The 23318-nt window shown below is 58.9% G+C and carries 21 protein-coding genes, 1 pseudogene and 1 riboswitch; of the genes and pseudogenes, 10 read left to right on the top strand and 12 right to left on the bottom strand.

The features are described from left to right. Positions 1-29: 29 nt before the first annotated feature. The 5 genes from ACFVTJ_RS17675 to ACFVTJ_RS17655 all read right to left on the bottom strand — a co-directional run bounded on the left by ACFVTJ_RS17675 (position 30) and on the right by ACFVTJ_RS17655 (position 5170). Positions 30-815 (bottom strand): SDR family oxidoreductase, encoded by a 786-nt coding sequence (locus ACFVTJ_RS17675; RefSeq protein ID WP_386909558.1) that lies wholly within the window; start codon positions 813-815, stop codon positions 30-32. A gap of 24 nt (positions 816-839) precedes the next feature. Further along, positions 840-1799 (bottom strand): sugar-binding transcriptional regulator, encoded by a 960-nt coding sequence (locus ACFVTJ_RS17670; RefSeq protein ID WP_386909557.1) that lies wholly within the window; start codon positions 1797-1799, stop codon positions 840-842. 20 nt (positions 1800-1819) lie between these two features. Further along, entirely contained in the window at positions 1820-3289 is a 1470-nt protein-coding gene (locus tag ACFVTJ_RS17665) for an FGGY family carbohydrate kinase (protein WP_386909673.1), read from the bottom strand. Between the two features lie 115 nt (positions 3290-3404). Further along, positions 3405-4361: a transketolase family protein gene (locus ACFVTJ_RS17660; RefSeq protein WP_386909555.1), complete on the bottom strand. Its 957-nt coding sequence runs from the start codon at positions 4359-4361 to the stop codon at positions 3405-3407. Beyond that, entirely contained in the window at positions 4361-5170 is an 810-nt protein-coding gene (locus tag ACFVTJ_RS17655) for a transketolase (RefSeq protein ID WP_386909553.1), read from the bottom strand. The genes ACFVTJ_RS17660 and ACFVTJ_RS17655 overlap by 1 nt, the downstream gene beginning before the upstream one ends. Positions 5171-5578: 408 nt before the next feature. Here ACFVTJ_RS17655 and ACFVTJ_RS17650 point away from each other — a divergent pair, with 408 nt between their 5' ends. The 4 genes from ACFVTJ_RS17650 (at position 5579) to ACFVTJ_RS17635 (ending at position 10019) form a co-directional block, all read left to right on the top strand. Beyond that, on the top strand, positions 5579-6559 hold the full coding sequence (locus ACFVTJ_RS17650; RefSeq protein WP_386909551.1) for an ABC transporter permease: 981 nt from the start codon (positions 5579-5581) through the stop codon (positions 6557-6559). A 132-nt stretch (positions 6560-6691) separates the two neighbouring features. Further along, complete coding sequence (locus ACFVTJ_RS17645) at positions 6692-7621, top strand: sugar ABC transporter substrate-binding protein (RefSeq protein WP_386909549.1); 930 nt, start codon at positions 6692-6694, stop codon at positions 7619-7621. A 116-nt stretch (positions 7622-7737) separates the two neighbouring features. Further along, positions 7738-9216 carry a sugar ABC transporter ATP-binding protein gene (locus ACFVTJ_RS17640; RefSeq protein ID WP_386909547.1) on the top strand — a complete coding sequence of 493 codons (1479 nt, stop codon included), beginning with the start codon at positions 7738-7740 and terminating at the stop codon, positions 9214-9216. Between the two features lie 14 nt (positions 9217-9230). Further along, positions 9231-10019, top strand: a complete 789-nt coding sequence (locus ACFVTJ_RS17635) for an SDR family oxidoreductase (protein ID WP_386909545.1) — start codon at positions 9231-9233, stop codon at positions 10017-10019. A gap of 161 nt (positions 10020-10180) precedes the next feature. Here the strand turns inward: ACFVTJ_RS17635 and ribB are convergent. After that, positions 10181-10822: pseudogene (gene ribB / locus ACFVTJ_RS17630) on the bottom strand (3,4-dihydroxy-2-butanone-4-phosphate synthase). A gap of 118 nt (positions 10823-10940) precedes the next feature. Beyond that, positions 10941-11090: riboswitch (FMN riboswitch) on the bottom strand. A gap of 202 nt (positions 11091-11292) precedes the next feature. Here ribB and ACFVTJ_RS17625 point away from each other — a divergent pair. After that, complete coding sequence (locus ACFVTJ_RS17625; RefSeq protein WP_386909544.1) at positions 11293-13788, top strand: methyl-accepting chemotaxis protein; 2496 nt, start codon at positions 11293-11295, stop codon at positions 13786-13788. A gap of 407 nt (positions 13789-14195) precedes the next feature. On the opposite strand, the gene ACFVTJ_RS17620 is transcribed toward ACFVTJ_RS17625, so the two are convergent. Further along, positions 14196-14624, bottom strand: coding sequence for a DUF4112 domain-containing protein (locus ACFVTJ_RS17620; RefSeq protein WP_386909542.1), 429 nt, complete (start codon positions 14622-14624; stop codon positions 14196-14198). A 321-nt stretch (positions 14625-14945) separates the two neighbouring features. Then, on the bottom strand, positions 14946-15833 hold the full coding sequence (locus ACFVTJ_RS17615; protein WP_386909540.1) for an aldo/keto reductase family oxidoreductase: 888 nt from the start codon (positions 15831-15833) through the stop codon (positions 14946-14948). 147 nt (positions 15834-15980) lie between these two features. Here ACFVTJ_RS17615 and ACFVTJ_RS17610 point away from each other — a divergent pair, with 147 nt between their 5' ends. After that, entirely contained in the window at positions 15981-16901 is a 921-nt protein-coding gene (locus tag ACFVTJ_RS17610) for a LysR substrate-binding domain-containing protein (protein WP_386909538.1), read from the top strand. Between the two features lie 252 nt (positions 16902-17153). On the opposite strand, the gene ACFVTJ_RS17605 is transcribed toward ACFVTJ_RS17610, so the two are convergent. From ACFVTJ_RS17605 to ACFVTJ_RS17590, 4 genes are read right to left on the bottom strand one after another with little or no spacing between them, the layout of a single operon-like run. Beyond that, entirely contained in the window at positions 17154-17693 is a 540-nt protein-coding gene (locus ACFVTJ_RS17605; RefSeq protein ID WP_386909536.1) for a 2'-5' RNA ligase family protein, read from the bottom strand. A gap of 38 nt (positions 17694-17731) precedes the next feature. Then, entirely contained in the window at positions 17732-18064 is a 333-nt protein-coding gene (locus tag ACFVTJ_RS17600; RefSeq protein WP_386909534.1) for a hypothetical protein, read from the bottom strand. Beyond that, positions 18061-18987, bottom strand: a complete 927-nt coding sequence (locus ACFVTJ_RS17595; RefSeq protein ID WP_386909671.1) for an exonuclease domain-containing protein — start codon at positions 18985-18987, stop codon at positions 18061-18063. Before ACFVTJ_RS17595 ends, ACFVTJ_RS17600 begins: the two co-directional genes overlap by 4 nt. Then, positions 18987-19994 (bottom strand): asparaginase, encoded by a 1008-nt coding sequence (locus ACFVTJ_RS17590; protein WP_386909532.1) that lies wholly within the window; start codon positions 19992-19994, stop codon positions 18987-18989. Before ACFVTJ_RS17590 ends, ACFVTJ_RS17595 begins: the two co-directional genes overlap by 1 nt. Positions 19995-20137: 143 nt before the next feature. Between ACFVTJ_RS17590 and ACFVTJ_RS17585 the strand changes: the two genes are divergently transcribed. The 4 genes from ACFVTJ_RS17585 to ACFVTJ_RS17570 are packed head-to-tail and all read left to right on the top strand — an operon-like array spanning position 20138 to position 23170. Then, on the top strand, positions 20138-20866 hold the full coding sequence (locus ACFVTJ_RS17585) for a FadR/GntR family transcriptional regulator (protein ID WP_386909531.1): 729 nt from the start codon (positions 20138-20140) through the stop codon (positions 20864-20866). A 40-nt stretch (positions 20867-20906) separates the two neighbouring features. Next, entirely contained in the window at positions 20907-21806 is a 900-nt protein-coding gene (locus ACFVTJ_RS17580) for a polysaccharide deacetylase (RefSeq protein WP_386909529.1), read from the top strand. A 12-nt stretch (positions 21807-21818) separates the two neighbouring features. Then, the gene (locus ACFVTJ_RS17575) at positions 21819-22118 is read left to right on the top strand and encodes a hypothetical protein (RefSeq protein ID WP_386909527.1); all 300 of its coding nucleotides are present in this window, start codon (positions 21819-21821) and stop codon (positions 22116-22118) included. After that, positions 22115-23170: a CobW family GTP-binding protein gene (locus tag ACFVTJ_RS17570; protein ID WP_386909525.1), complete on the top strand. Its 1056-nt coding sequence runs from the start codon at positions 22115-22117 to the stop codon at positions 23168-23170. The genes ACFVTJ_RS17575 and ACFVTJ_RS17570 overlap by 4 nt, the downstream gene beginning before the upstream one ends. Positions 23171-23318: the final 148 nt, after the last annotated feature.

Here is a 23318-nt window from a genome sequence, read left to right as displayed (position 1 = left end):
ACGAGGTCAAAATTTTTCGACCGGTGCTCTTACGACATGATCAGCCCGCCATCGACATTGATGGTTTGCCCGGTGATATAAGCCGCATCGTCGGAAGCCAGAAACGCCACCAGTGCGGCGACTTCGGCGGGCGTTCCGGCGCGGCGCATGGGGATGTTGCGCACCCATTCGGCCATCAGTTCGCCGGGCTTGTACTCACCCAGCATCTGGCCCCAGACGCGGTCGTTATAGTCCCACATTTCGGTGTGGATGATGCCGGGGCAAATGGCGTTGACGGTAATGCCTTCCGGCGCGAGTTCCTTGGCAAGGCTTTGCGTCAGGCCGATAACGCCGAACTTCGAGGCGGCGTAATGCGGGGTATAGATGAAGCCCTGCCGTGCCTGACCGGAGGCGGTATTGACAAGGCGGCCCATGGTGCCGCTTTCGCGGAAGCGGCGGATCGCCTCCTGGCAGCAGAGGAACGCGCCCTTGGTGTTGACGTCGAGATTGAAATCCCACTGTTCCTGCGTCAATTCCTCGATCTTCGAAATGGTGATGACGCCGGCGTTCTGGACGGAGATGGAAAGCGGGCCGATCGCTTCTTCGGCGGAACCATAGGCCTCGCGCACCGCTGCCGCATCCCGAACGTCGAGGATCACGCCATGGGTGACGCTGCCGGTTTCGTCAGCGAGTTTTTTCGCGGCATCCTGCGTGTCCTTGTCGACAGAGGCGATGGCGACTTTCGCGCCTTCCTCGGCAAAACGGCGGGCGATGCCGTAACCGATGCCCTTGTTGCCTCCGGTCACGAATACGGATTGACCTTCAAAGCGCCTCATGTCTCCTCCTTTATGGGATTTTGGCTATGGTTCCTGGCCGACCAATCGTTCGGCGGTGAATTTATCGGTGACGAGAACGTCGATGACACCTGTTCTGAGCGCACCGGCGATTGCCTCAGTCTTTTTGGAGCCGCCCGCGAGCGCAATGACGCGATCGACATTCGAGAGGTTTTCCAGCGGCAGCCCGATGACTCGGTCGTCAAGCGGGGTCTTAACGGGCTTGCCTTGCTTGTCGAAGAACCGCAGCGATATGTCGCCAACTGCGCCAGCATGGGCGAGATCGGCGAGTTCCTTGGCGGAAAAGATATTGCCGGAACGGGCGAGAAGCTCCGATGGTTCGACCGCGCCGACGCCAACGATCGCGAGCGTGATCGACCCGAAAAGATCGATGGTTTCGCGCACGAAGGGATCGGCGAGCATCAGGAGCTTTGCCTCCCGCGAGGTGGCAACGCCGGGTACTGGTAACAGTTTCGGTTCGGCCTCAGTAAGCCGCGCCAGACGCGTGGTGATCTGGGTCGCATGCGTCTGCACGGAGGGATCGCCCATGCCGCCCAGTGTCTGGACAATATACCGCGCTTTCGCGCCTTTCAGCGGGTGAATGTTCTCCACCATCTTGAAGATCGTCTGGCTCCAGCTGGAAACACCGATGATCTCGTTCTGCGACAGCGTCACCTCAAGGAAATGCGCCGCTGCCTCGCCAATGCGGGCCATGATCGCGCCGTCGCGATCCTCGCTGCAATCGACAACGATGGCTTCCGGCAGGTCGAAACGTTCGCGCAGCTGCGCTTCCAGATCGCTATAGGTGCCGGGCGGCGGAATGATGCTGGTGCGGACGATGCCTTCTGCCTCGGCACGCTTCAACATGCGTGAGACGGTGGCCTGCGACAGGTTGAGATGCTGCGCAATTTCCGCCTGCCTTTTGTGCTCGCTGAAATACATCTGCGCCACGCGGGATATCATTCGAAGTTCGTTAAGCCTGCCCATAAGCCCTCCAGGGTGAATTTTTATTCACCATTACCCGAGGTTACAGGCAAGGTCGAGCGGGCAATCGCATCGCGCCAGATGCCGAGCTGCTGGCTGTTTTCGCTCGCGGACGGCGCGATGGTGTTGCCGTTGCTGTTCAGCGCCGCGATGGCATCGAGATCGCTCCAGACACCGAGGGCGAGGCCGGCGAGATAGGCAGCACCCAGCGCCGAGGCTTCCGGCGCATCGCGCTGGATGACGGGGTGTTGCAGCATGTCGGCGACACATTGCATCAGGAAACGGTTCTGGCTCGGGCCGCCATCCACGAACAGGCGTCCAAAGCCCAAAGGCGACTGCGCGCGCATGGCGGCGAAGACGTCATGGACCTGAAAGGCGATGGAATCGGTGACGGAGCGGGCCATCTGGGCGCGGGTAGTGCTAAAATTGATCTGAGAGAAAAGCGCACGCGCATTCGTATCCCAATAGGGTGCGCCAAGACCAACGAAGGCTGGCACGAAACCGGGGCCATCAGGCTCGGCGGTGGAGGCGAGCTCCACCAGCGCGGCGACATCCGGCAGGCCGAGAATCTCCGTCATCCAGGGCAGGGAGGCGGCGGAAACGAGAATATTGCCCTCGAAGGCGAAGGTGGGTTTGCCGGCGAGCCGCCATGCGACGGTGGTGGTGATGCCGCGTTCGGGCGCGATGAAATGCGGCAGCGTCGTCATGACCGAGGAGCCGGTGCCGAAGGTTACCTTGCCATCACCCGGATTGAAGGCGCCATGGCCGAAGAGAGCGGCGTGGCTGTCGCCGATGGCGGCGAGGATCGGCGTGCCGTCCTTGATGCCGGGAACGCCTGATGTCACGCCGAAATCGCCGCTGCTGTCGCGCAGATCGGGCAGGGTGTCGATATCGATGCCGAAGAGTTCGCAAAGCTCATCGCTCCAGACTTGCCGATTGAGATCGAGGACCTGGCTGCGGGCGGCATTGGAGGCGTCGCAGGCATGGACCTTGCCGCCGGTGAAGCAATGGATGAGCCAGCTGTCAATGGTGCCGAGGCGGAGCCTGCGGCCCTTCGGCGCGCGCTCCAGCAGCCAGCGCATTTTTGCGCCCGGAAACATCGGGTCGATCGGCAGGCCGGTCAGCGCCATGACGCGCTCGGAATGGCCCTTCTCGATCAGCTCGGCGCAGTCCTGCGCCGTGCGGCGGCATTGCCAGCTGAGCACCGGGCCGAGCGGCTCGCCGGTCTCGCCATCCCAGATGGTGACTGATTCGCGCTGGTTGGAGATCGCGATGGCTGCGACATCGACGGCGGAGGGCGCGGCGGCAAGGCAGGCGGAGACTGCCTCGCAGACCGAGGCCCAGATGCGCTGCGGCTCCTGTTCCACCCAGCCGGGCTGCGGATAGGCGATGCCGACTGGTGATGAGCCGCGCGCCAGCAGCTCTCCGCTTTCCGAGACGAGAATGGCCTTGGAATTGGTGGTGCCCTGATCGATGGACAGAATCGCGCGCATCATGGGAGTCTTTCGTCGGCAGTTTTCGTTTCCGCCTTGCGGCGATTAAACGACGATATTGCAGAAAGGGTGTCGCCGCGCATCCGAAGACACGCGACGACTCTGGGAGGAGACTTTATTTTCTCTTGATCAGCGCTTCGGCCGCATCCGCAATGGCGGCCGGCGCCATGCCGAATTCATCGAGCAGCCATTCGGCCGAACCGGTATGGGCGAAGACACCCGGAACGCCGAGGCGCTTCATCGGTACGGGGGCCTGTTCGACCACGACTTCGGCAATGGCCGAGCCGAGGCCGCCGAAGATCGAATGTTCTTCAGCCGTCAGGATCGCGCCGGTGTCCTTCGCTGCTGCGACGATCGCCGCCTCATCGATGGGACGCACGGTCGCCATGTTCAGCACACGCGCCTTGACGCCACGGCTGGCGAGAATATCGGCGGCCTTGACGATGCGGTGCGTCAGCGTGCCGTTGGCGATCAGCGTCACATCGGAGCCTTCGCGCAGCAGGTTGGCGCGGCCAAGTTCGAAGACATGGCCTTCCGGCAGCAGATCCGGCACGCCGACGCGCGACAGGCGCAGGAAACAGGGCCCGGCATAGTCTGCCGCCCATTTGACTGCGGCCGCCGTCTCAATGCGGTCGCAAGGGGCGATGACCGGCAGGTTCGGCAGAACGCGGGTCCATGCGAAATCCTCGATGGAATGATGCGTCGGGCCGAGTTCGCCATAGGCCATGCCTGATGAAATGCCGATCAGCTTCACATTGGCGTTGGAATAAGCAAGGTCGGCCTTGATCTGCTCCAGCGCGCGGCCGGTGAGGAAGCAGGATGCGCCGCAGACGAAGGGCAGCTGGCCGCCATTGGCGAGACCGGCGCCAACGCCGACCATATTCTGTTCGGCGATCCCGACATTGACGAGGCGCTCGGGGAATTTCGACTTGAAGCCGCCGAGCTTTGAGGAGCCGACCGAATCGTTGCAGACGGCGACGACCCTGTCATTGCCGGCGGCCAGCGCTTCCAGCGTTTCGGCGAAGGCGTCGCGGCAGTCATACAGTTTGGCGGCGGTTACGGGCGCGTTCATTACAATGTCTCCGAAAGTTCTTTGACGGCGATTTCATATTGTTCCCTGCTCGGAACCTTATGGTGCCAGTCGACGCGGTCCTGCATGAAGGAAATTCCGTGGCCCTTGTTGGTGTGGGCGACGATGCAATGCGGACGGTCGCCGCGATGCTCCAGCGCCGGCACGACTTCCACCATGGCATTGCCGTTGATTTCGCTGACTTCCCAGCCGAAAGCCTCCAGCTTCGGGCGAAGCGGTGCGATATCATTGGTTTCCGAAAGCGCCGCACCCTGCTGGAAGCGGTTGTGATCGACGATCAGCGTCAGGTTGTTCAGGCCGAACTGTGCGGCGGACATGATGGCTTCCCAGTTGGAGCCTTCCTGCATCTCGCCGTCGCCGGTCATCACATAGGTGTGGTAGTTCGCACCAGAAAGTTTGGCTGCTTTTGCCATGCCGACGGCAACCGGCAGTCCGTGACCGAGCGGGCCGGTATTGGTTTCCACACCCGGAACCTTGTTACAGTTCGGATGGCCGTTGAGGCGCGAATTCGGCCGCAGGAAAGTGGAGATTTCCTCTTCCGGGATGAAACCGCGCTTGGCAAGCGTCACATACAGCGCGCAGGCCGTATGGCCCTTGGAAAGCACGAAACGGTCGCGGGCAGGGTTTTTCGGATCATCCGGCCAGATGCGCAGGACGCGGAAGTAAAGGGCCGTCATGATGTCGATAGCAGACATTTCGCCGCCGACATGGCCCGCACCCGCTTCGAAAACAGCCTGTACGTCGCGAAGGCGAATCTGGCGCGCAATGCGCTCTAGCTCCTGGGACTGCATGGAATCCTCTTCAAAACATGCGTGTGAATATTTATACAGCTATTTATATAATTGCAGAGATGCCGTTTCTGTCAAGCTCGAATTGTAAATTGTCCTGTTTAGATCCGCGTGAGCGGGCATGGGGATGGTGCAACATCCCAAGCGGCGGATACCCACGCAGCCCTCATTCCTGCGCTTGTCACAGGAACCAGCGAGCCTACGTCCTTGGGCTGTAGGGGGTCTTTTCGCCTCGCAGACGTGCGTCGGCTGGATTCTTGTGACAAGCACAGGAATGAGGGGAGGGGCGACAGGCCTCGCCATTAAGGCCCTATTGACAACCTTCTCGAAACTAGCTTATGCATGTTTCACCGATGATGAATAATTATTCTAATCGGTTTAAAAAAGGCAAGACTGTCACCGGGAGGAGCCATGTCCGCGATTGAACGCAATGAGGGGGTCACGCACACCAGGAGCCCGCTTGCCTGGTTGAGCGGAGCGACCGGACCTCTTTTGGGCCTGCTGCTGCTCTGCGTGTTTCTGACCTTCGCCAGCGAGAATTTCCTGTCGCTGCGCAATGGGCTCAACATTCTCGACCAGATCACCGTTCTCGGCATCATGGCCGTCGGCATGACCTTCGTGATCCTGCTTGGCGGCATCGATCTGTCTGTCGGCTCGGTTCTGGCGCTGTCGATGATGATCGTGGGCTGGACGGCCAATGTGGCGGGCATGCCGATGGGCATGGCCATCGTGCTGGCGCTGATCGCGTCCGCCGCCTGCGGCCTCGTGGTAGGTATTCTGGTTACGGCTTTTCGGGTGCCGGCCTTCATCGCCACGCTGGCCATGATGTCGGTGGCGCGCGGTATCGCCAACATGATCACCGATGGACAGCAGATCGTCGGTTTCCCTGACTGGTTCATGATGCTGGCAATCGACCGCCATTTCGGCGTGCTGACAGCGACCGTGCTTTTGATGCTCGTCGTCGTTCTTGTTTCCTGGCTGTTCCTGCGCTTCCGTTCGGAAGGCCGGACGGTCTTTGCGGTCGGCGGTAACCCGGAAGTGGCGCGCCTTGCCGGCATCAATGTGCCGCTGGTGACGATCTGCGTTTATGTAGCCTGTGCGGTTCTTGCCGGTCTTGCCGGTATCGTTCTTGCGGCACGTCTCGACTCGGTGCAGCCCTCCAGCGGCTTCGGTTACGAGCTGGATACGATTGCGGCCGTCGTCATCGGCGGAACCTCGCTTTCGGGCGGTGCAGGCGGCATCGGCGGAACGCTGATCGGCGTGCTGATCATCGGCGTGCTGCGCAACGGCCTCAACCTGCTCAACGTCTCTCCCTTTCTGCAGCAGGTCATCATCGGTGTCGTCATCGTGCTGGCCGTGGGTGCTGAAACATTGCGTCGCCGCAGAAGCTGAATTTGCTTGCGGATGGCGCTGAGCCGTCCGCGCAATAAACGACCCTCCCGGCAAGGGAGGCGTGAAAAACGGCCGGAGGGGAGGAGGTTCGATCTGCCCGAAGGTCAACAATCAACAAATGGAGGAATAATCATGAAATTTTCACGCATTCTGCTGACATCCGCCGCCCTTCTCGCCCTGTCGCTCGGCCAGGCCAATGCCGCAGAAGTCAAGAAGATCGGCCTTGCCGTCGCCAATTTGCAGGCGAACTTCTTCAACCAGATCAAGCAGGCCGTCGAAGCCGAAGCCAAGACGCGCGGCATTGCCGTCGTGACCGTTGACGCCAAAGGTGACGGCCCGACGCAGGTCAACCAGATCCAGGATCTGCTGACCCAGAATATCGACGCACTGATCTATATTCCGGCTGGCGCCGCTGCCGCCACCGTTCCCGTGAAGCTTGCGAAAGCCGCCGGCGTGCCGGTCATCAACATCGACCGCAATGCCGATGGCGCGCCGGGTGATACCTTCCTCGCCACCGATTCCGTCGCTTCCGCCAAGGCGGTTTGCGATTACATCATCAAGCAGGCTGGCGGCTCGGGCAAGATGGTCATCATCCACGGCCAGAAGGGCACGACGCCGGAAGTCGACCGCACGAAGGGATGCATGGAATCGGTGAAGGCCAATTCCGGCGTGAAGATCGTTGCCGAACAGTGGTCCAACATGTGGAGCCAGGATGAAGGCTTCCAGATCATGCAGAACATGCTGCAGGCCAATCCTGATATCTCCATCGTCTTTGCCCAGGCTGACGGTCTGGCGCTCGGCGCGGCACAGGCGATCAAGGTTGCCAATCCCTCGCAGAAGATCGTCGTTGGCGGCTTCGATGGTGATACGGCGGCCCTTGAGGCGCTGAAGAATGGTGTCTTCGACGTGACCGCGACGCAGCAGACCCAGAAGATGGGTCGCACGGCTGTCGAGATGGCCGTCAAGATCGTCGGCGGCGAGAAAGTTCCGGCCGTGCAGCTTTCCGATGCGACACTGACCACCAAGGAAAACGTCGCGGGCTTTATCGCCAACCATCCCTGATGCATCCGCCCCGCGCGTCCGCTGGGATGCGCGGGGCTCTCACTGGTTTGTTTTTATGCAATTTGGACAAAGGCGTGGCGTATTTCCGCCGCGATCGTGTCCTGGGAGGTCCCGTCATGCGCGAGCCGGTTCTTTCGCTCCGTGGCATCAGCAAACGTTACGGTCCGCTTGAAGTCCTGAAAAACGTCGATCTCGACGTTTATTCCGGTGAAGTGGTGGCCTTGCTGGGTGAAAACGGTGCAGGTAAGTCGACGCTTTCAGGCATCATCGCCGGTTCGCGTGAACCGTCCGAGGGCACGATGACATGGTGCGGTGAACCCTATGCGCCGTCCTCACCGCGTGCGGCGATCGACAAGGGCGTCGTTCTGATTCACCAGGAGCTCAAGCTTCTTCCCGAGCTTTCCATAGCCGAGAATGTGTTTATCGGCCGCTGGCCGATGAAGAACGGCATCGTTGACCGGGCTGAAATGGTGCGCAGAGCCCAACAGCAGCTGGCACGCCTCAACCTTCACATTCCCGCAACCCGCAAGGTGGCGGGTCTCTCGACTGCCAATCAGCAGCTGATTGAAATCGCCAAGGCGCTGGCGCTGGACGCCAAGCTCCTGATCCTCGACGAGCCGACGGCCGCACTTGGCGGCGCAGAAACGCAGGCGCTCTTCGAGCAGGTGCGCAAGCTGCGCGCCGAGGGTGTGGGCATCATCTATATTTCCCACCGCATGGAAGAGATCAAACAGATCACCGACCGCATCGTTGTTTTACGCGATGGCGAGCGTGTGCACGAGTTTGCCGATAGCGCGACGCCGGTGCGCACCATCGTCGAAAGCATGGTCGGCCGCTCGTTGGAGCGCCTGTTCCCGGCGTTGCCGGAGCCGCAGGACAAGGTAGTGCTGGAGGTCAAGGGACTGACCGGCGCGACCAACGCCTTCCGCGACATCAGCTTCGGCGTTCGCGCCGGCGAAATCCTTGGCATTGCCGGTTTGATCGGTGCCGGTCGCACCGAGCTGGTGCGCGCCATTTCCGGCGCCGATCCGACCAGTGCGGGCGAGGTTCTTCTGGATGGCAAGGTGCTGACGCTGAAAGGCCCGGCAGACGCAATCGCCAGGGGTATCGTCATGGTGCCGGAAGACCGCAAACTGCAGGGGCTGGTTGTGGAGCACGAGATCGGTGAAAACCTGATCTATGCCAATCTTGACCGCGTCGGCTCCGGCTGGATCACACCCGGCATCAAGCGGGCCTTCACAAAGGAGGCGATCGCAAAGTTCGGCGTGAAGGGGCGCAGCGAACAGCCGGCCTCTGATCTTTCGGGCGGCAACCAGCAGAAGGTGGTGATTGCCAAATGGCTTGCCCGCAATCCCCGCGTTGTCGTGCTGGACGAGCCGACGCGCGGCATTGATGTCGGCGCGCGGGCTGGCATTTACGATATCATCGTCGGTCTGGCGAAAAGCGGCGTTGCCGTTATCGTCGTCAGTTCCGATCTGGAGGAAGTGCTGGGCGTTTCCAACCGCATCCTCGTGCTCGCGCAGGGAAAACAGGCCGGCATCCTCAACCGCGACGAAGCAAACGATGTCTCGGTCATGGAACTGGCAACCATCTGAAGAAGGAAATAAAGATGTCCACCATCACCCTCAATGCGCCGAAACTGTTCGATCTCTCCGGCCAGGTGGCGCTCGTCACCGGCGCCGGTTCCGGCATCGGCCAGCGGATCGCCATGGGGCTTGCCCAGTCCGGCGCGAATGTCGCGCTGCTCGACCGCCGCACCGATGACGGTCTGGCGCAGACGGCCGACTTCATCGCCAAAGCCGGCCGCAAGTCTGTCCAGATTGCGGCTGACGTCACCAGCAAAGAGGCGTTGACTGAAGCGGTTGCGCGTACTGAGGCCGAGCTTGGCGCGCTTTCAATCGCCGTCAATGCGGCCGGCATCGCCAATGCCAATCCTGCCGAGGAGATGGAGGAAAGCCAGTTCCAGACGATGATGGACATCAATCTGAAGGGCGTTTTCCTGTCCTGCCAGGCGGAAGCCAACGCCATGCTGAAGAACGGGCGCGGCGCAATCGTCAACATCGCTTCCATGTCCGGCGTCATCGTCAATCGCGGGCTGATGCAGTGCCACTACAATGCCTCGAAGGCAGGCGTCATCCACATGTCGAAATCCATGGCGATGGAGTGGGTGGGTCGCGGCATCCGCGTTAACACCATCTCGCCGGGTTATACGGCAACGCCGATGAATACCCGACCGGAAATGGTGCATCAGACCAAGCTGTTCGAAGAGCAGACGCCAATGCAGCGCATGGCAGGCGTGGATGAGATGGTCGGTCCGGCGATCTTCCTGCTGTCAGATGCAGCGAGCTTCGTGACGGGTGTCGATTTGCTGGTGGATGGCGGTTTCTGCTGCTGGTAGGTTTTTTGTTTCTGGCGCTCTGCCTCGGCGTGGTGGGCCGGATGTTCAAGACGGGGTATCGGCTGCGAAACTGACCGCCAGTTTGTTTCGGACCCTGCTCCATCAGATCGACGCCCGGCGCTTGCCGGGCGTTTTCGTATTCGGGACACAGTGCGTGCAGATCAGGCGACCTGCTTCTGCGCCACCTCTTCGACGATCTCACCCTTCAGATAGGAAACCAGATCCTTGATGGTCACGATGAGCAGGCCATGGCGTTCGGCGAAGAGCCTGAGCTGAGGCAGGCGGGCCATGGTGCCGTCATCATTGGCTATTTCGCAGATGGTGCCGCAAGGGTATTTTCCGGCAAGACGGCAGAGATCAACGGCCGCTTCGGTATGGCCGGTGCGGCCGAGAACGCCTTCCAGGTTGGCGCGCAGCGGGAAAATGTGGCCCGGGCGGGCGAAATCATCCGGGCGCGAAACCTCCTATACCAGCGCGCGTACGGTGTTTGCGCGGTCGGTGGCGGAAATGCCCGTCGTGGTGCCTGGGATGTAATCCACGGACACGGTGAAGGCCGTCTTCATGGATTCGGTGTTGCGCGGCACCATCAGCGGAATGTCGAGCGCATCGAGGCGCTCGCCCGGCATGGCGACGCAGATCAGCCCGCGTGCATGGTTCATCATGAAGGCGATCTGCTGTGGCGTGATGCTGTCGGAGGCGGCGATGATATCGCCTTCGTTTTCACGGTCTTCGTCGTCGACGACAATCACCATCTCGCCACGGGAAATGGCGGCGATGGCGTCTTCAATCTTGGCAATGGTCATTTTCTTTCAAGCCTTTCAAGGGTTATGCCGTTTTGCGGCATTTTCGCGCTTCACGAAGCGCCAAATATCCCTTGGGCGAACAATGCAATTCGAGCCCGCTAAACGCGGGTATCCGATGCCTTGTCCTCTTCCATCCGGACTATACCGTCGGCTCCGGCCTCTCACCGGATCTGCTGACCTTCCGGCTTTGGAGACCGGAAGCGCTCGCGGGCTCCGGGAAAATCCCGATACCGCCGGTGGGGAATTGCACCCCGCCCTGAGAACAAGCTCAACATAAATTATCAAATGAGAGGGAATCAAGAGGCAATGACCTCACGCAGGCCTTGCGCATGAAAAGAAAGCGTCGGCAGTATACTGTGCCCTTTTGCGTTTCTGATCTTCTCAAGAGCATTTAAGCACTTTTTTATCCATTCTCCTTAGCATTAAATGGGTGCTTGGGCGACGTTACGCTGCGGGAGAGAGGTTAGAGCATGAAATTGTCCCAAAAAGCGAAATCTATCGGTTTCAGAACGTCGAGTGGGATGGCTTTATTGCTCATATCGGTTCTCCTGGTGGCATTTGTCGGAATTAGAGGTATCGGAAGCCTGGCAGGCGCCGTATCTCAGACAGTGGATACGTCAAAGGTACTTATTGGAGCCAATCAGGCTGAAGGCGCTATTATTCAGTATCTTGTCGGTAAAGAACCGAAGCGCATCGATGAAGCGACCAGCGCCCTCGAGACGGCGCAGACGACGCTCAATTCTCTGGCGCTGTCAAAAGAACAAGGCTCGCAGCTCTCGGATGGCATCTCGATGATGTCGAATGCGGTCAAAGCTCTCGCAATATCCCAGGACGCGGTTCAGAACGCAGGCGTTGCTCTGCGCGATGCGACCGGAAGCTTGGTCTCCTTGGCCGAGCAGGCTGAAAAGAGTGCCCAGGATATCGCCAACCAAGCCGAGACCAATTCGAACAACGCATTGATAACTCTGAATACCATCCGCATCCTCATCCAAAACGCCGGCATTTTCAGCAACGCAATGAATGCTGTCGAACTGGCACTGGTAAAAGCCTCCGCTTTGGGTAACCAGATATCGCCCGATCAGATCGCAGAACCTATGGCTCGTGCCGAGGTCAGCCTGGCTGAAGTTGTTAAGCTTGGTGGAACACCAAACATCCAGCCGATCGTCAGCAGCCTGGCAAGCACCTTCGCGGAGATCCAGACGGCCCTGTCCAAGGACAACGGCGCCGCTTTGTCATCGACGTACGACTTTGCGCTTTTCACTAGAAGTTCTGCTGCTTCTCAGAAGCTTAACGAAGCGCTACGCATATCGGCAGAAACGGAACTGGCTTCCAAAAGCGAGAAGGACAACGCGCGATCCAAAGCGCGTATCGTGTCCGGAACTGCACGCAACTTCGCCAATGTGTTAAAGGATACCCTGGTTCAAGTCGAGCGATATCGCCTCCGACCATCCGATGACGCCGCCGTGACCGTCACTGCAGGCCTGAAAAAGGCGCAAGCTTTGGGCGGCATGCTTGCCAAGACGTCCGGCAATGATATGACCGCCAGCCTTGCCCAGCTGAACGAGACCTTCAACGCCTTGAAGACGAATTTGGCATCGTTTGATCAGCAAGCCTCGCTGGTCGTCTCGACGTCAAAGAGCGTCACCGATGGCATTGTCGAGATTGCGGGCGAAATTGCGTCGAAATCCGAGCTTCAGGGCAATCAGGGTACGTCCTGGATGTGGGGTGCTGGTTTGTTCAGCCTCTTACTGGCTATGGCTATTGCGTTCTTCATGGTCCGGTCCGTTGCACGGCCGATGATGCAAGTCGCGCAGGCAATGGCGCGGCTGGCCAGGGGGGAGTCCGATACACATCTGAAGCTCGCCAAAACCGACAATGAGATCGGGGAGATGATCGGCGCGCTGCAAGTGTTCCAGGAAAATGACCGCGCCCGGATCAATGCCGAAGCCGAGGCTGACCGCGAACGGCTGCAGGCGGAAACTATGCGGCTTGAACGTGAAGCCGAACGTATGAGTGAAGCGCAGGCAATGGAACATGCGTTCCGCCAAATTTCGGGTGGTCTGGATGCACTCTCCAAAGGGGATCTGACAGCGCGCGTCGGAGTGGTCGATTCGAGATATGAGGGGATCAGAGACCATTTCAACAGCGCGGTTTCCACTTTGGAGGAGGCAATCGATGCTGTCATCCTGAGCGTCGGGACGATCCAGTCGGGATTGTTTGAAATATCAAGCGCCTCTAACGATCTTGCACGCCGGACGGAGCAGCAGGCCGCCTCTCTCGAAGAGACGGTTGCCGCTCTTGGTGAGGTGACCAGCGGCATCAACGCCACCGCGGATGGTGCAGGCCATGCCCAGAAGTCTGTGGCGCTTGCCAAGACGAACGCCGAAAGTGGTGGAGCAGTGGTGGAGCGTGCAATCAGTGCGATGGGCGAAATCCAGGGCTCGTCTGCAAAGATCGGCAACATCATCGGTGTGATCGACGAAATCGCGTTCCAGACGAACCTGCTGGCTCTCAATGCAGGGGTTGAAGCTGCTCGTGCCGGGGACGCGGGCAAAGGTTTCGCCGTCGTGGCGCAAGAAGTACGCGAACTTGCCCAAAGATCTGCGGGAGCCGCTCGCGAAATCAAGGGATTGATTTCAACCTCGACAGCCCAGGTCACAACAGGCGTGAAGCTCGTCGGAGAGACGGGGACATCACTTAGGGAAATTTGTGAGCAAGTGGGCGGCATTACCGCCATCGTAGACAAGATTGCGATGGCGGCCAGGGAACAGGCGTTAAGCCTCCGTGAAGTTTCCACGGCGGGCGACGAGATGGATAAGGTTACGCAACAGAATGCCGCCATGGTTGAGGAGACAAGCGCGGCATCGCAAACTCTCGTACATGAGACCCAAAAGCTGGCTCAGATGGTAGGGCAGTTCGCAACCCGCCGCTCGACGAATACGGGACTGCGGGCCGCTGCGGCGTAACGCAAAAATTTGGCGATCACCTTTGTCCAGTCTCACCATACGACTGCCCCAAGAAGAACGGTGGTATTTCATGGCCGGCAAGTGAACGTGTGATCCGCTGCCGGAAACAGCGGCAGATTTCGGTAAGATGGTGTGGCCGCGTCACGGCTAGCCCGTCCGGGAGTATAGCCGTCGGCTACGAAACAGCGGTCGCTAAAACTGACTGCTCGCAGGTTCATGTCCCTCGAAGAGCGATGGCAGCTATACAGGCTCCAAACGTCAGTCCGCTTTTGATCGCGGGATGTGTCGCTGGGCTGGACATGGTCGAGCGTATGACTTGGGGCTTCTGAGAAGGAAGGACTCGCGTAGTTGCGAAGGAAAGTGTGATCCGACGCTGTAACATGCGTATCCTCATCTCTTTAGATCGCTCACCGCATTGGCCGCAATTCTTCCGGCCGAACACCGAAATGATCAAGAATGATCTGGACGTTGCGGCGATGCGATTTGAAATAGACGTCGAAAAGATCGCCCAATAACGGCACGCTGCCGACGATTGAATCCATCGCCACGTTGCCAATCATCTTTGCGAGTTTATCCTGCGGAAGACCGAGCCGGCGGGCCTCATTGACAATGTAGAGCCCGACGAGCGCGCCAGCTCCATCACCGACGACTGGAACGAGCCCAAGTACGGAATCGGCCCCGAAGCGGAGGCGCGTGCCGGGAATGCCAACTGCCGTATCCATCAGGCGTGATATGCGGGATAGGCGGCGCATTTTTAAAAGACGCTGTTCTACGTCAAATGTGCTGCCAGAGGTATTTGTACCAAAACCGCCTGCATTCCAAGTTCGTGCTGCCACAGTAATCTCCGACACCGGGAAACGTTGTGAGAAAGAGATGGTGGAGTGGCGCTGAATTTCAAGCCGAAGCCATGGGTCTTTGAATGATTTCGAAATGCCGAACAGGGACGGTCACTCTCAGAGTTCAAGGATATTCGCTCTCAGGAGGGTGAGGCTGCCAATACAATCGCCGGATCGAGAAACTCAAAGGGAGTTTATTGTTGAACGGGCCGCTCGCTGGGGGATTTCGAGCGACACGCCAAGAACTCGACGGGTGCTTTTGTCGCGCAGCCTCCCCCAAACTTCCTCCAACGTCTTGCGCCGCTGCTGAAACCGCGCCTGTTACACAGTCGCCCCAATTGTCTCAAGTTCGGCGATGGCATCTGCCGGTAGGATTAAACTGCCCGCCGCCAGGTTTTCCGCTAGATGCACTATTGATGACGTGCCCGGAATGAGCAGAATGTTCTGCGCGCGGTGCAGAAGCCAAGCGAGCGCCACTTGCATCGGCGTTGCTCCAAGACGTTCGGCGACCACGTTCAGCGTCAAGGATTGCAGTGGGGAAAACCCGCCTAGCGGGAAGAAGGGTACATATGCGGTGCCCTGCTTTGCAAGGTCGTCGATCAGTGCGTCATCTGCCCGGTGCGCCAGATTATACATGTTCTGCACGCAAACAATCTCGGTTATCTTGCGACCTTCGGTGATCTGCGTCGCAGTGACATTGGACAGGCCGATATGGCGAATGAGGCCTTGCTGTTGCAGCTCGGCCAAAACCGTCACCTGTTCTTCAATCGAGCCTTCCGCGGGGCCATGCACGTCAAGCATCGAGCGGAAGTTGACAATGTCGATGACGTCGAGGCCGAGATTACGCAGATTGTCATGAACGGCAGCCGTCAGTTCTGCTTTCGACATGGCCGGGATCCATTCTGCATTCGGACCGCGGCGGGCAGAAACTTTGGTAACGATCGTCAGGTCCTTGGAATAGGGATGAAGCGCTTCGCGGATAATCTCGTTCGTCACATGCGGCCCGTAGAAATCGCTGGTGTCGATATGATCGACGCCGGCCTCCACGGCAGCACGCAGAACCGCAACAGCGGCCGTTCTGTGCTTCGGTGGGCCGAAGACGCCGGGACCGGCCAACTGCATTGCGCCGTAGCCCAGCCGCTTTACTGTTTGGCTGCCCATCTTGAACGTGCCAGCCTTGGAAATGTCGATTTTCTTGGTGTCGGTCATGGCCCTTCCTTTCGCCCTTTCATAAATAGCGTTGGTAGAGTGGAAATAGCGCCTCGCATGGTCTCGGATAAGGCGATAGGCTCTGGACGGGTTGTACGCTGTGACGGACAATAAAGCGGACTACCGTCGAGCAAAGCCGGAGGATTGATGGCTGTCGAACTGGGTGATCTGAAAGCCTTCATTGTAGTGGCGCGGTCTGGCGGTTTTCGCGCTGCCGCGCGCTCGGGCGGTGGCAGTGCTTCTGGCCTCAGTGATGCGGTAAGGCGGCTTGAGACGCAGCTCGGGATCAGGCTTCTCAACCGGACCACGCGTTCCGTTTCGCTAACCGAAGCAGGTCAGGGCCTGCTTGAGCGACTTGCACCGGCAATTTCGGAGATGGAGGCGGCGCTCGACGTCGTGAACGGTTTTCGCGAGCGCCCGGCGGGTGTCCTGAAGCTCAATGTGCCGGTGAGTGCTGCTCGGTTGGTGCTGCCGTCGATTGTACCTGATTTCCTTGCAGCCTATCCCGAGATCCGCCTCGAATTTGTCGTCGAAGACAGTTTCGTCGATATTCTCGCCTCTGGATGCGATGCCGGTATCCGCTATGACGAACGGCTTGAACAAGACATGATCGCAGTTCCGATCGGCCCGCGGGTGCAGCGCTTCGCTTATGCCGCCTCCAAAGACTATCTTGATCGACGCGTACGCCCGCAGCACCCGCGCGATTTGATGACCCATAAGTGTATTCGCAACCGGTTTGCGAGCGGTGCTATGCCAGACTGGGAGTTTGAACGTGATGGCGAATTGGTGATTGTAGACGTGCCGGCGGCGATGGTTGTCCAGACAGGCGGCAGCGTCGATCTGGGGATTGCCTGCTCGATTGCCGGAAGCGGTGTCATCGCGCTCTTTGAAGATTGGCTAGAGCCATATTTCGAGGCAGGCAAGCTGGAACCGGTGCTTGAAGACTGGTGGCCCGCATTTCCAGGGCCGTTTCTATATTATCCAGGCCGGCGTCTGGTGCCCGCGCCTTTGCGGACTTTCATCGACTTCATCAAGGCCAGACCGGGTGGGCGTGTGCCTTCACCCTAGATCTGAACGCGGTCGGCACAAGGTGTGTGGGAAAACAACACGCTTTTCGTTGCAGGCCAATCCACTCTTTGCCGAAGCGGCTGTTTGTGCGAGAAAACTACGGAGCTTCCTCCGCAACGTCCTCAAGTTCCTCTCGCGCGTGATGCGAACGCCAGAAGGAATTGGCGCTCATTGCAATGATGTCGAGAAGCATTGCACCAGCGACCGTCAGTAACTGTCACAGACCATCGCCTATCACCTTCGGTGAAAATCTCATAACGCCTGGCGCTCGCTGGAAACGTTTTTATTGAATGGGTGATGAGCACGGTGGAGCCAAGGGCCGCCGAGATATTCCCACAAATCTAGACCCAGGATTTCTACCTTGTAGGGCGAGAAGCTTTCGGTCAGAGCACGGTAGAGCGCATCCGCTTTGGCCTTGGACGCCTTGTTCTGAACCGTGACGTGCGGCTGCCACTTTTGCATATCCTGTGGGCCCAGCCACGACATGAATTTGACCTTCAGTCGCTCGCGAACCTCTTGCAGGGAGGGGCTGGTAATCGAAAAGGCGACGCCGGCTCCGAGGTGGCGCAGCCCAGTGACGTCGGCCGTGATGGCATCTAGTTTGCCTGCCACATCGGCGAGATCATCAAGGATCCGCCCTTCGTATTCGCCCGGCAGCCGATAAAACATCGTCAGATGGGCACGAAGCATGTTCCTATCAGGCGGGAAATGCGCCTTACGCAGCCGATCGAACAGTTCCAGGGCGTCGTCTGCAATCTGGGCCGTGAGAATGAGGGGCTTGCTGGTTTTCAACCGGAATTCCTATTCGTGATCGTTGCTAAGAAGGTGCCCTATTTTCCCAGCCCCGCAAACCAGTCGGCGTAGGGTGTGTTTTTCACGAGATAGCGGTTGAAGTCCGGAGCGCCATCTTCCCACCAGACAGGGCCCCGTTCACCGAGCGCCATTTTGGCTTCGTCGACCCTCCGGCGCGCCTCCGACACCGCCATCGGGTCTTTCTTTGCTTGAAGAATAGCGCGCCGCGCCGACATCAGTGCCTTCACCAATTCTTGTCTCATGTGCTCGTTAAGCGCCGGATTGCTTTTGCGCCAAAGACGTCCGCGAACGACGAAGTATCGGCCGTCGGGTGTGTCGGGATAGGAAGCGGACTTCGGATGGCCGCTCATAACAGGGTCTTTTGCTCGGGCTCCTTGCCCGCTGAAGTCTCAAGCTCGCCCCGTCTTTCCAGTTCCGTCCGCGCGCTGAACCGGACATCGACGTCTCGATCTCTCAGATATTCATGAAGTGTTTCCGTGCCGAGACGGTCCCAACTCTTGCCGCGATCCGAGCCCGCTGGCACGCGGGGTAGGAGCCCCGGTTCGGCGCTCCACGCCAGAAGCTTTTCGAGCGATGCGGCGTTCAACAGGTCTCGCAGATGATGAGCGGTTACATAGGCGTCCGGCATTGCCCTATGCGCCGGTAGCCCGATCTCATGGACCAGACCCGCGGGTCGGCGTTGATAGCGTAGCATCTGGTTGGAAAACCGTGGCAGTTCGGGCCAAACCCGCAGCGCACATTTCCAGGTACAGATCCATGGCAAGCCGCCGGTGAGCCGCGGCGTGCAGTATCGCTGTTCGAAGGCTGCCCGATGCGCGGCAAGTGCATGGATTTCACCGACAGGACGCAGAACCGTGGATGCAATTTCTTTCCAGTAGGGCGCTGCTTCGACCTGCTCGTCGAGAATGTGATGAATGGCCATCGTGTCAGGCGAGATTGGTCGGCCGGGATTGACCAACAGGGATCCGCGATCCTCGGTCACGACCCATTGGCCGCGATCTTTCTGCACGACATCCTGCCAGCCGATTTCGCAAACATCATTTGCGCCGTTTCCAGCGGTCTCAAGGTCAATGACACGAATGCGGGCTTTCGACACTGGCTTCGTTTGCCTCCGTTGCTTGCCATCTATAAATCGCGCCAGAGGTGATGTCGTTCCCTGATATGAGGAACGTTGGTTGTCCATGTCGATAAGGCCACGCATATAAGCCGCAGCGATCTCTTGTCCCCATAAACGCTTCAAGCGGCATTGCGGATGTTTAAAGTAGAAGCTCATCAAGCACCAAATCGCTCGACCTCGGCACGAATATCTTCATCGCTCAGGCCGGCCCCAAGCAAAACCGATAACAGGACACGTGCCTTCTGCGAACTCAGGTCGCCCGCGAACGCGACGCCACCTTCCGCCAGAGTTTTGCCGCCGCCATTGCCATATATCGGCTTCACGCGTCCGCGTTGACATCGGCTGGTCATAACTACCGGGATGCCGCCCTTGACGAGATCGATGGCCGCCGCCGTCACGGCGGGCGGCGCGTTGCCCCGTCCGAAGCCCTCGATCACCACAGCTTTGACGCCTTCGGATGCGGCAAAGCGCATAAATCGCTCGCTCGAGCCCATGCCCAGTTTGACGATCTCTATATCGCTCTCGACGCGTCCCGCCGGAATCGTGCCACGGATCAAAGGACGCCGATGGACAATGATCGTGTCACCATCGACCTCGCCCAGCTTTCCATGCTCGGCGGAAATGAAAGTATCGACCCGGGAAGTATGCGATTTCGTTACGTCGCGCGCTGCGTGAAACTCTTGCTCGAAGCAGAGCAGAACGCCGAGACCACGGGCTTTGGAAGATGCTGCAATCCGGACCGCATCGGAGATGTTGCGTGGTCCGTCCGCACCCGGTTCGTCGGCCGCCCGTTGCGCGCCGGTGAAAACGACCGGCTTGTCACTGTCGATCAGAAGGTCAGCCATATAGGCACTCTCCTCCATCGTATCGGTGCCATGGGTCACAACGACGCCATCGATCTTCGGGTTGGCAAGGTGGTTTCGTATCACGCCGGCAAGTGTAAACGCATCCTCGAGCGACAGCGCGAAACTTCCGACTGTCATGAACTCGTCAACGACCACATTCACACCCTCTAGGCGGCTGTTGAGCGTCGCGTGAAGGGCGCTGGCGCCGAGCTGGGCGGTAACGTGGCCCGTGCTGGCATTCATCTGCGATGCTATGGTTCCACCTGTCGTCACCAGGCAAACGGTCTTGGTATGATCTTTCCCCTTATCTTTGAACATCACGTAACTTGGTCTGACCAAGATTGTCAAATGCGCATTAAATGAGCGAGAAATGCCTATTTTTTATCGTTGACGGCCTGACCAAAAAACGATCATGATGGCAAAACTGGATTTTGGTCAGGCCAAGATGGGGTTTTGAACGTTTGATTGAAAAGACGATCACGAAGCGCGGCGTTGAGGGCGCGGCTGGCGGGCGCGCGGTTGCGGCGACCGTCAAGGCTCTGGTCGCGATGATCGGAGAGGGGCGTTGGTCTTCAGGGACAGTGCTGCCACCGCAACGCGAGCTGGCTAAACTGTTGCAGATCAGCAGAGCAACCCTGCGCGAGGCGATTTCCGTTCTGTTGACGACCGGTGAGATCAAGGCGCTGGACAATGGTCGCGGGTTCACGATCGCTGACCCTGCGGATGAACCGAAAGGGCCTGTCTGGCCACATGCCGCGCGTTATTCGCTGCGCGAAGTCTACCAGTTGCGCCACGTCGTGGAGAGTTATGCCGCGCAACTCGCTGCGATGTCCCGAACTGACGCCAATCTCGTGGAATTGCGCCAGGCGCTCGAGGCGTTTCGTGCTGCAGCCGTGTCAGGCGATCTGATGGCCTATACCGAGGCCGACTTCGAGTTTCACCGCCAGATCCTTGCGATTTCGGGAAACCGGCTTCTCGTCGATATGCACCGCACATTCGCAGGAGTGATGCTGGAAAGCCAGCGGATGCCAGCATTTCGCCCGGGCGATCTCTGGCCCGCGGTCAAGGAGCATGAACTGATCCTCGAAGCCATCGAGCGCGGGGATCCGGATGGCGCCAACTATTACATGCGCAAGCATATCAGCACGGGGGGCAGTCGTTCCGGCCTTGCCCCAACAGAACTGCCCTGACATCAATCAGGCCGATCCGGCCGCGGGAAAGGAAGAGATTATGGCGAAGGAAATACTGGTATCCTACGGTATCGACGTCGATGCCGTCGCTGGCTGGCTTGGATCCTACGGCGGTGAAGACAGCCCTTGTGATATTTCGCGCGGGGTCTTTGCCGGTAAGGTCGGCTCTGTGCGTCTGCTGCGTATGTTTGAGAAATGGGGGATCAAGACGACCTGGTTCATTCCTGGACACTCGATCGAGACATTCTGGGATGAGATGAAGCAAGTCGCCGATGCGGGGCATGAAATCGGTATGCATGGCTACAGCCACGAAAACCCGATTGCCATGACCCCCGAGCAGGAAGAGGCCATTTTCGACAAATGCGTCGATCTTATCACGCAGCTTTCCGGCAAGCCGCCTCGCGGTTATGTGGCACCCTGGTGGGAGTTTGGCTCCAAGACCAACGAACTGCTGAAGAAAAAGGGCGTTCTTTATGATCACTCCCTGATGCACAATGACCATCATCCCTATTATGTGACAGTTGGTGACGAATGGACGAAGATCGATTATTCGAAACATCCGTCGCACTGGATGAAGCCATACACGCAGGGGCCCGAGAGCGATCTGATCGAAATCCCGGCCTCGTGGTATCTCGATGACCTGCCGCCCATGATGTTCATCAAGGCCGCGCCGAACAGCCACGGTTTTGTCAACCCGCGCGACATCGAGCAGATGTGGATCGACCAGTTCGATTGGGTCTATGAGAACTATGATTATGCCGTCTATCCGCTGACGATCCATCCTGATGTCTCCGGCAAGCCGCATATTCTCAAGATGCACGAGCGCATCTTCGAGCACATTCGCCAGTTCGACGGCGTCAAGTTCGTGACGATGGAAGAAATCGCTGCCGATTTTGCCAAGCGCTATCCGCGCAGCGGCACAGCCCGGCCCCAGTCCTGAGGAATAGCGCGTATGTGCGGCCTGTGTGGTGCGCTCGGCGCGGCAGATCATTGGAGCAGCGGTGGCAACGGCATCGCGACGGTGACGCCGGCCGCCGAGCGCTTTCGGCAGGCCAGCGCCGTCAATGCCGTCCTCGGTCATTATGGCCTTCGATTGAAGGTCTGGAACGACCGTTACGTTCTCCACGGGCGCACTGGAAAGAGTGCGGTCGTGGACCATCTGGGGCAGCTGTGGCCATTGGCTGAGGCCTTCGCGGGCGTTGAGATAGATCCCCTCGATCCGGTTCTCGTCTCCAGAATGAGGGGCGTATGATGTCAGCCGACGCAAGACCACCGATCGTCGTCAATGTCCTCACCGGTTTTCTCGGTTCGGGCAAAACGACATTGCTCAATACGCTGCTGTCGCGGCCCGACTTTTCCGATGTTGCCGTCATCATCAACGAGTTTGGCAGCATTGGTCTCGATCATCTGCTTGTCGAGACGATAGAGGAAGGCATGGTGCTTTTGCAGAGCGGCTGTATCTGCTGCACCATCCGTGGTGACCTCAAGGAAGCAATCCTGTCGCTTTTCGAGAAACAGAAGTCCGGTCGCATCGCGCCGTTCAATCGGCTGATTATCGAAACGACGGGCCTTGCCGATCCGGCGCCCATCATTGCCACGCTGACGGCCGATCTGATGCTGAAGTATCATTTTTCGATGGGCAACATCGTCACAGTCGTCGAGGTGCCGAACGGCCAACATAACATTGAAACCTATACGGAAAGCGCACGACAGGTCGCCGTTGCCGATCGTCTCGTTATCACGAAAACCGACATCGCAGAGGCTGAGGCAACCAGCGCCCTGATTGCCAATCTATCGAGTATGAATCCGACGGCCAGCATCGAAATCTCCGACCCGGCAAATCCAGCGGCTAGTCTGCTGCTCACCGAGGATATCCACGATCTTGCCTCCCGGCCCGCCGACGTTCGGCGCTGGATTACGGCGGAGCGTTATCATGATCATGCGCATTCACCGATTGAGGACGTCAATGTGCATGGGGCGATAAGGGCCATATCGTTTACCACCCCGAATGCGATATCATGGCCACGCTTTTCGACATGGCTCTCGCTGCTCGTCCATCGGCACGGGGAAAAATTGCTGCGGATAAAGGGCATCATCGGCGTCGAAGGAATTGAAACGCCCGTCGTCATCCATGGTGTCCAGCATCTCATTCACCAGCCTGTGCACCTCGCCGAGTGGCCGGGAGGCGATCGCGGATGCACTATTGTGATCATTGCCGATGGCGATATTGGCGACATTCCTCGATCTTTCTCCGCCTTTGTCGATGCACAGCATGACGTGGCACCGGTGCTCGAACGGTTGTGATTGAAAATCCCTATGCCGACGCATACTGTCTTGGCTGTACGCCTCCAATCTGGCTAAGATAGCTGCAGGTTCCCGCAACGAAAGCCGACTTGGAAGGCTGACATCACTCCCGCTCGGTCTCCAACCAGCTCAAATGTTGGGAACGTCT

The organism is Agrobacterium sp. NPDC058088 (assembly GCF_042885035.1).
GTDB lineage: Bacteria > Pseudomonadota > Alphaproteobacteria > Rhizobiales > Rhizobiaceae > Agrobacterium.
The sequence above is the reverse complement of the archived record's forward strand: the minus strand, read 5'-3'. Positions and strand labels throughout refer to the sequence as shown.

What these genes read in the sequence shown, in the direction of transcription:
- ACFVTJ_RS17635 (WP_386909545.1), top strand. Translation starts at nt 9,231, where the DNA reads ATGTCCACCATCACCCTCAATGCGCCGAAACTGTTCGATCTCTCCGGC.
- ACFVTJ_RS17645 (WP_386909549.1), top strand. Translation starts at nt 6,692, where the DNA reads ATGAAATTTTCACGCATTCTGCTGACATCCGCCGCCCTTCTCGCCCTG.
- ACFVTJ_RS17600 (WP_386909534.1), bottom strand. Translation starts at nt 18,064, where the DNA reads ATGAGCGGCCATCCGAAGTCCGCTTCCTATCCCGACACACCCGACGGC.
- ACFVTJ_RS17655 (WP_386909553.1), bottom strand. Translation starts at nt 5,170, where the DNA reads ATGCAGTCCCAGGAGCTAGAGCGCATTGCGCGCCAGATTCGCCTTCGC.
- ACFVTJ_RS17670 (WP_386909557.1), bottom strand. Translation starts at nt 1,799, where the DNA reads ATGGGCAGGCTTAACGAACTTCGAATGATATCCCGCGTGGCGCAGATG.
- ACFVTJ_RS17660 (WP_386909555.1), bottom strand. Translation starts at nt 4,361, where the DNA reads ATGAACGCGCCCGTAACCGCCGCCAAACTGTATGACTGCCGCGACGCC.
- ACFVTJ_RS17580 (WP_386909529.1), top strand. Translation starts at nt 20,907, where the DNA reads ATGGCGAAGGAAATACTGGTATCCTACGGTATCGACGTCGATGCCGTC.
- ACFVTJ_RS17625 (WP_386909544.1), top strand. Translation starts at nt 11,293, where the DNA reads ATGAAATTGTCCCAAAAAGCGAAATCTATCGGTTTCAGAACGTCGAGT.
- ACFVTJ_RS17570 (WP_386909525.1), top strand. Translation starts at nt 22,115, where the DNA reads ATGATGTCAGCCGACGCAAGACCACCGATCGTCGTCAATGTCCTCACC.
- ACFVTJ_RS17595 (WP_386909671.1), bottom strand. Translation starts at nt 18,987, where the DNA reads ATGAGCTTCTACTTTAAACATCCGCAATGCCGCTTGAAGCGTTTATGG.
- ACFVTJ_RS17590 (WP_386909532.1), bottom strand. Translation starts at nt 19,994, where the DNA reads ATGTTCAAAGATAAGGGGAAAGATCATACCAAGACCGTTTGCCTGGTG.
- ACFVTJ_RS17640 (WP_386909547.1), top strand. Translation starts at nt 7,738, where the DNA reads ATGCGCGAGCCGGTTCTTTCGCTCCGTGGCATCAGCAAACGTTACGGT.
- ACFVTJ_RS17615 (WP_386909540.1), bottom strand. Translation starts at nt 15,833, where the DNA reads ATGACCGACACCAAGAAAATCGACATTTCCAAGGCTGGCACGTTCAAG.
- ACFVTJ_RS17650 (WP_386909551.1), top strand. Translation starts at nt 5,579, where the DNA reads ATGTCCGCGATTGAACGCAATGAGGGGGTCACGCACACCAGGAGCCCG.
- ACFVTJ_RS17610 (WP_386909538.1), top strand. Translation starts at nt 15,981, where the DNA reads ATGGCTGTCGAACTGGGTGATCTGAAAGCCTTCATTGTAGTGGCGCGG.
- ACFVTJ_RS17575 (WP_386909527.1), top strand. Translation starts at nt 21,819, where the DNA reads ATGTGCGGCCTGTGTGGTGCGCTCGGCGCGGCAGATCATTGGAGCAGC.
- ACFVTJ_RS17675 (WP_386909558.1), bottom strand. Translation starts at nt 815, where the DNA reads ATGAGGCGCTTTGAAGGTCAATCCGTATTCGTGACCGGAGGCAACAAG.
- ACFVTJ_RS17665 (WP_386909673.1), bottom strand. Translation starts at nt 3,289, where the DNA reads ATGCGCGCGATTCTGTCCATCGATCAGGGCACCACCAATTCCAAGGCC.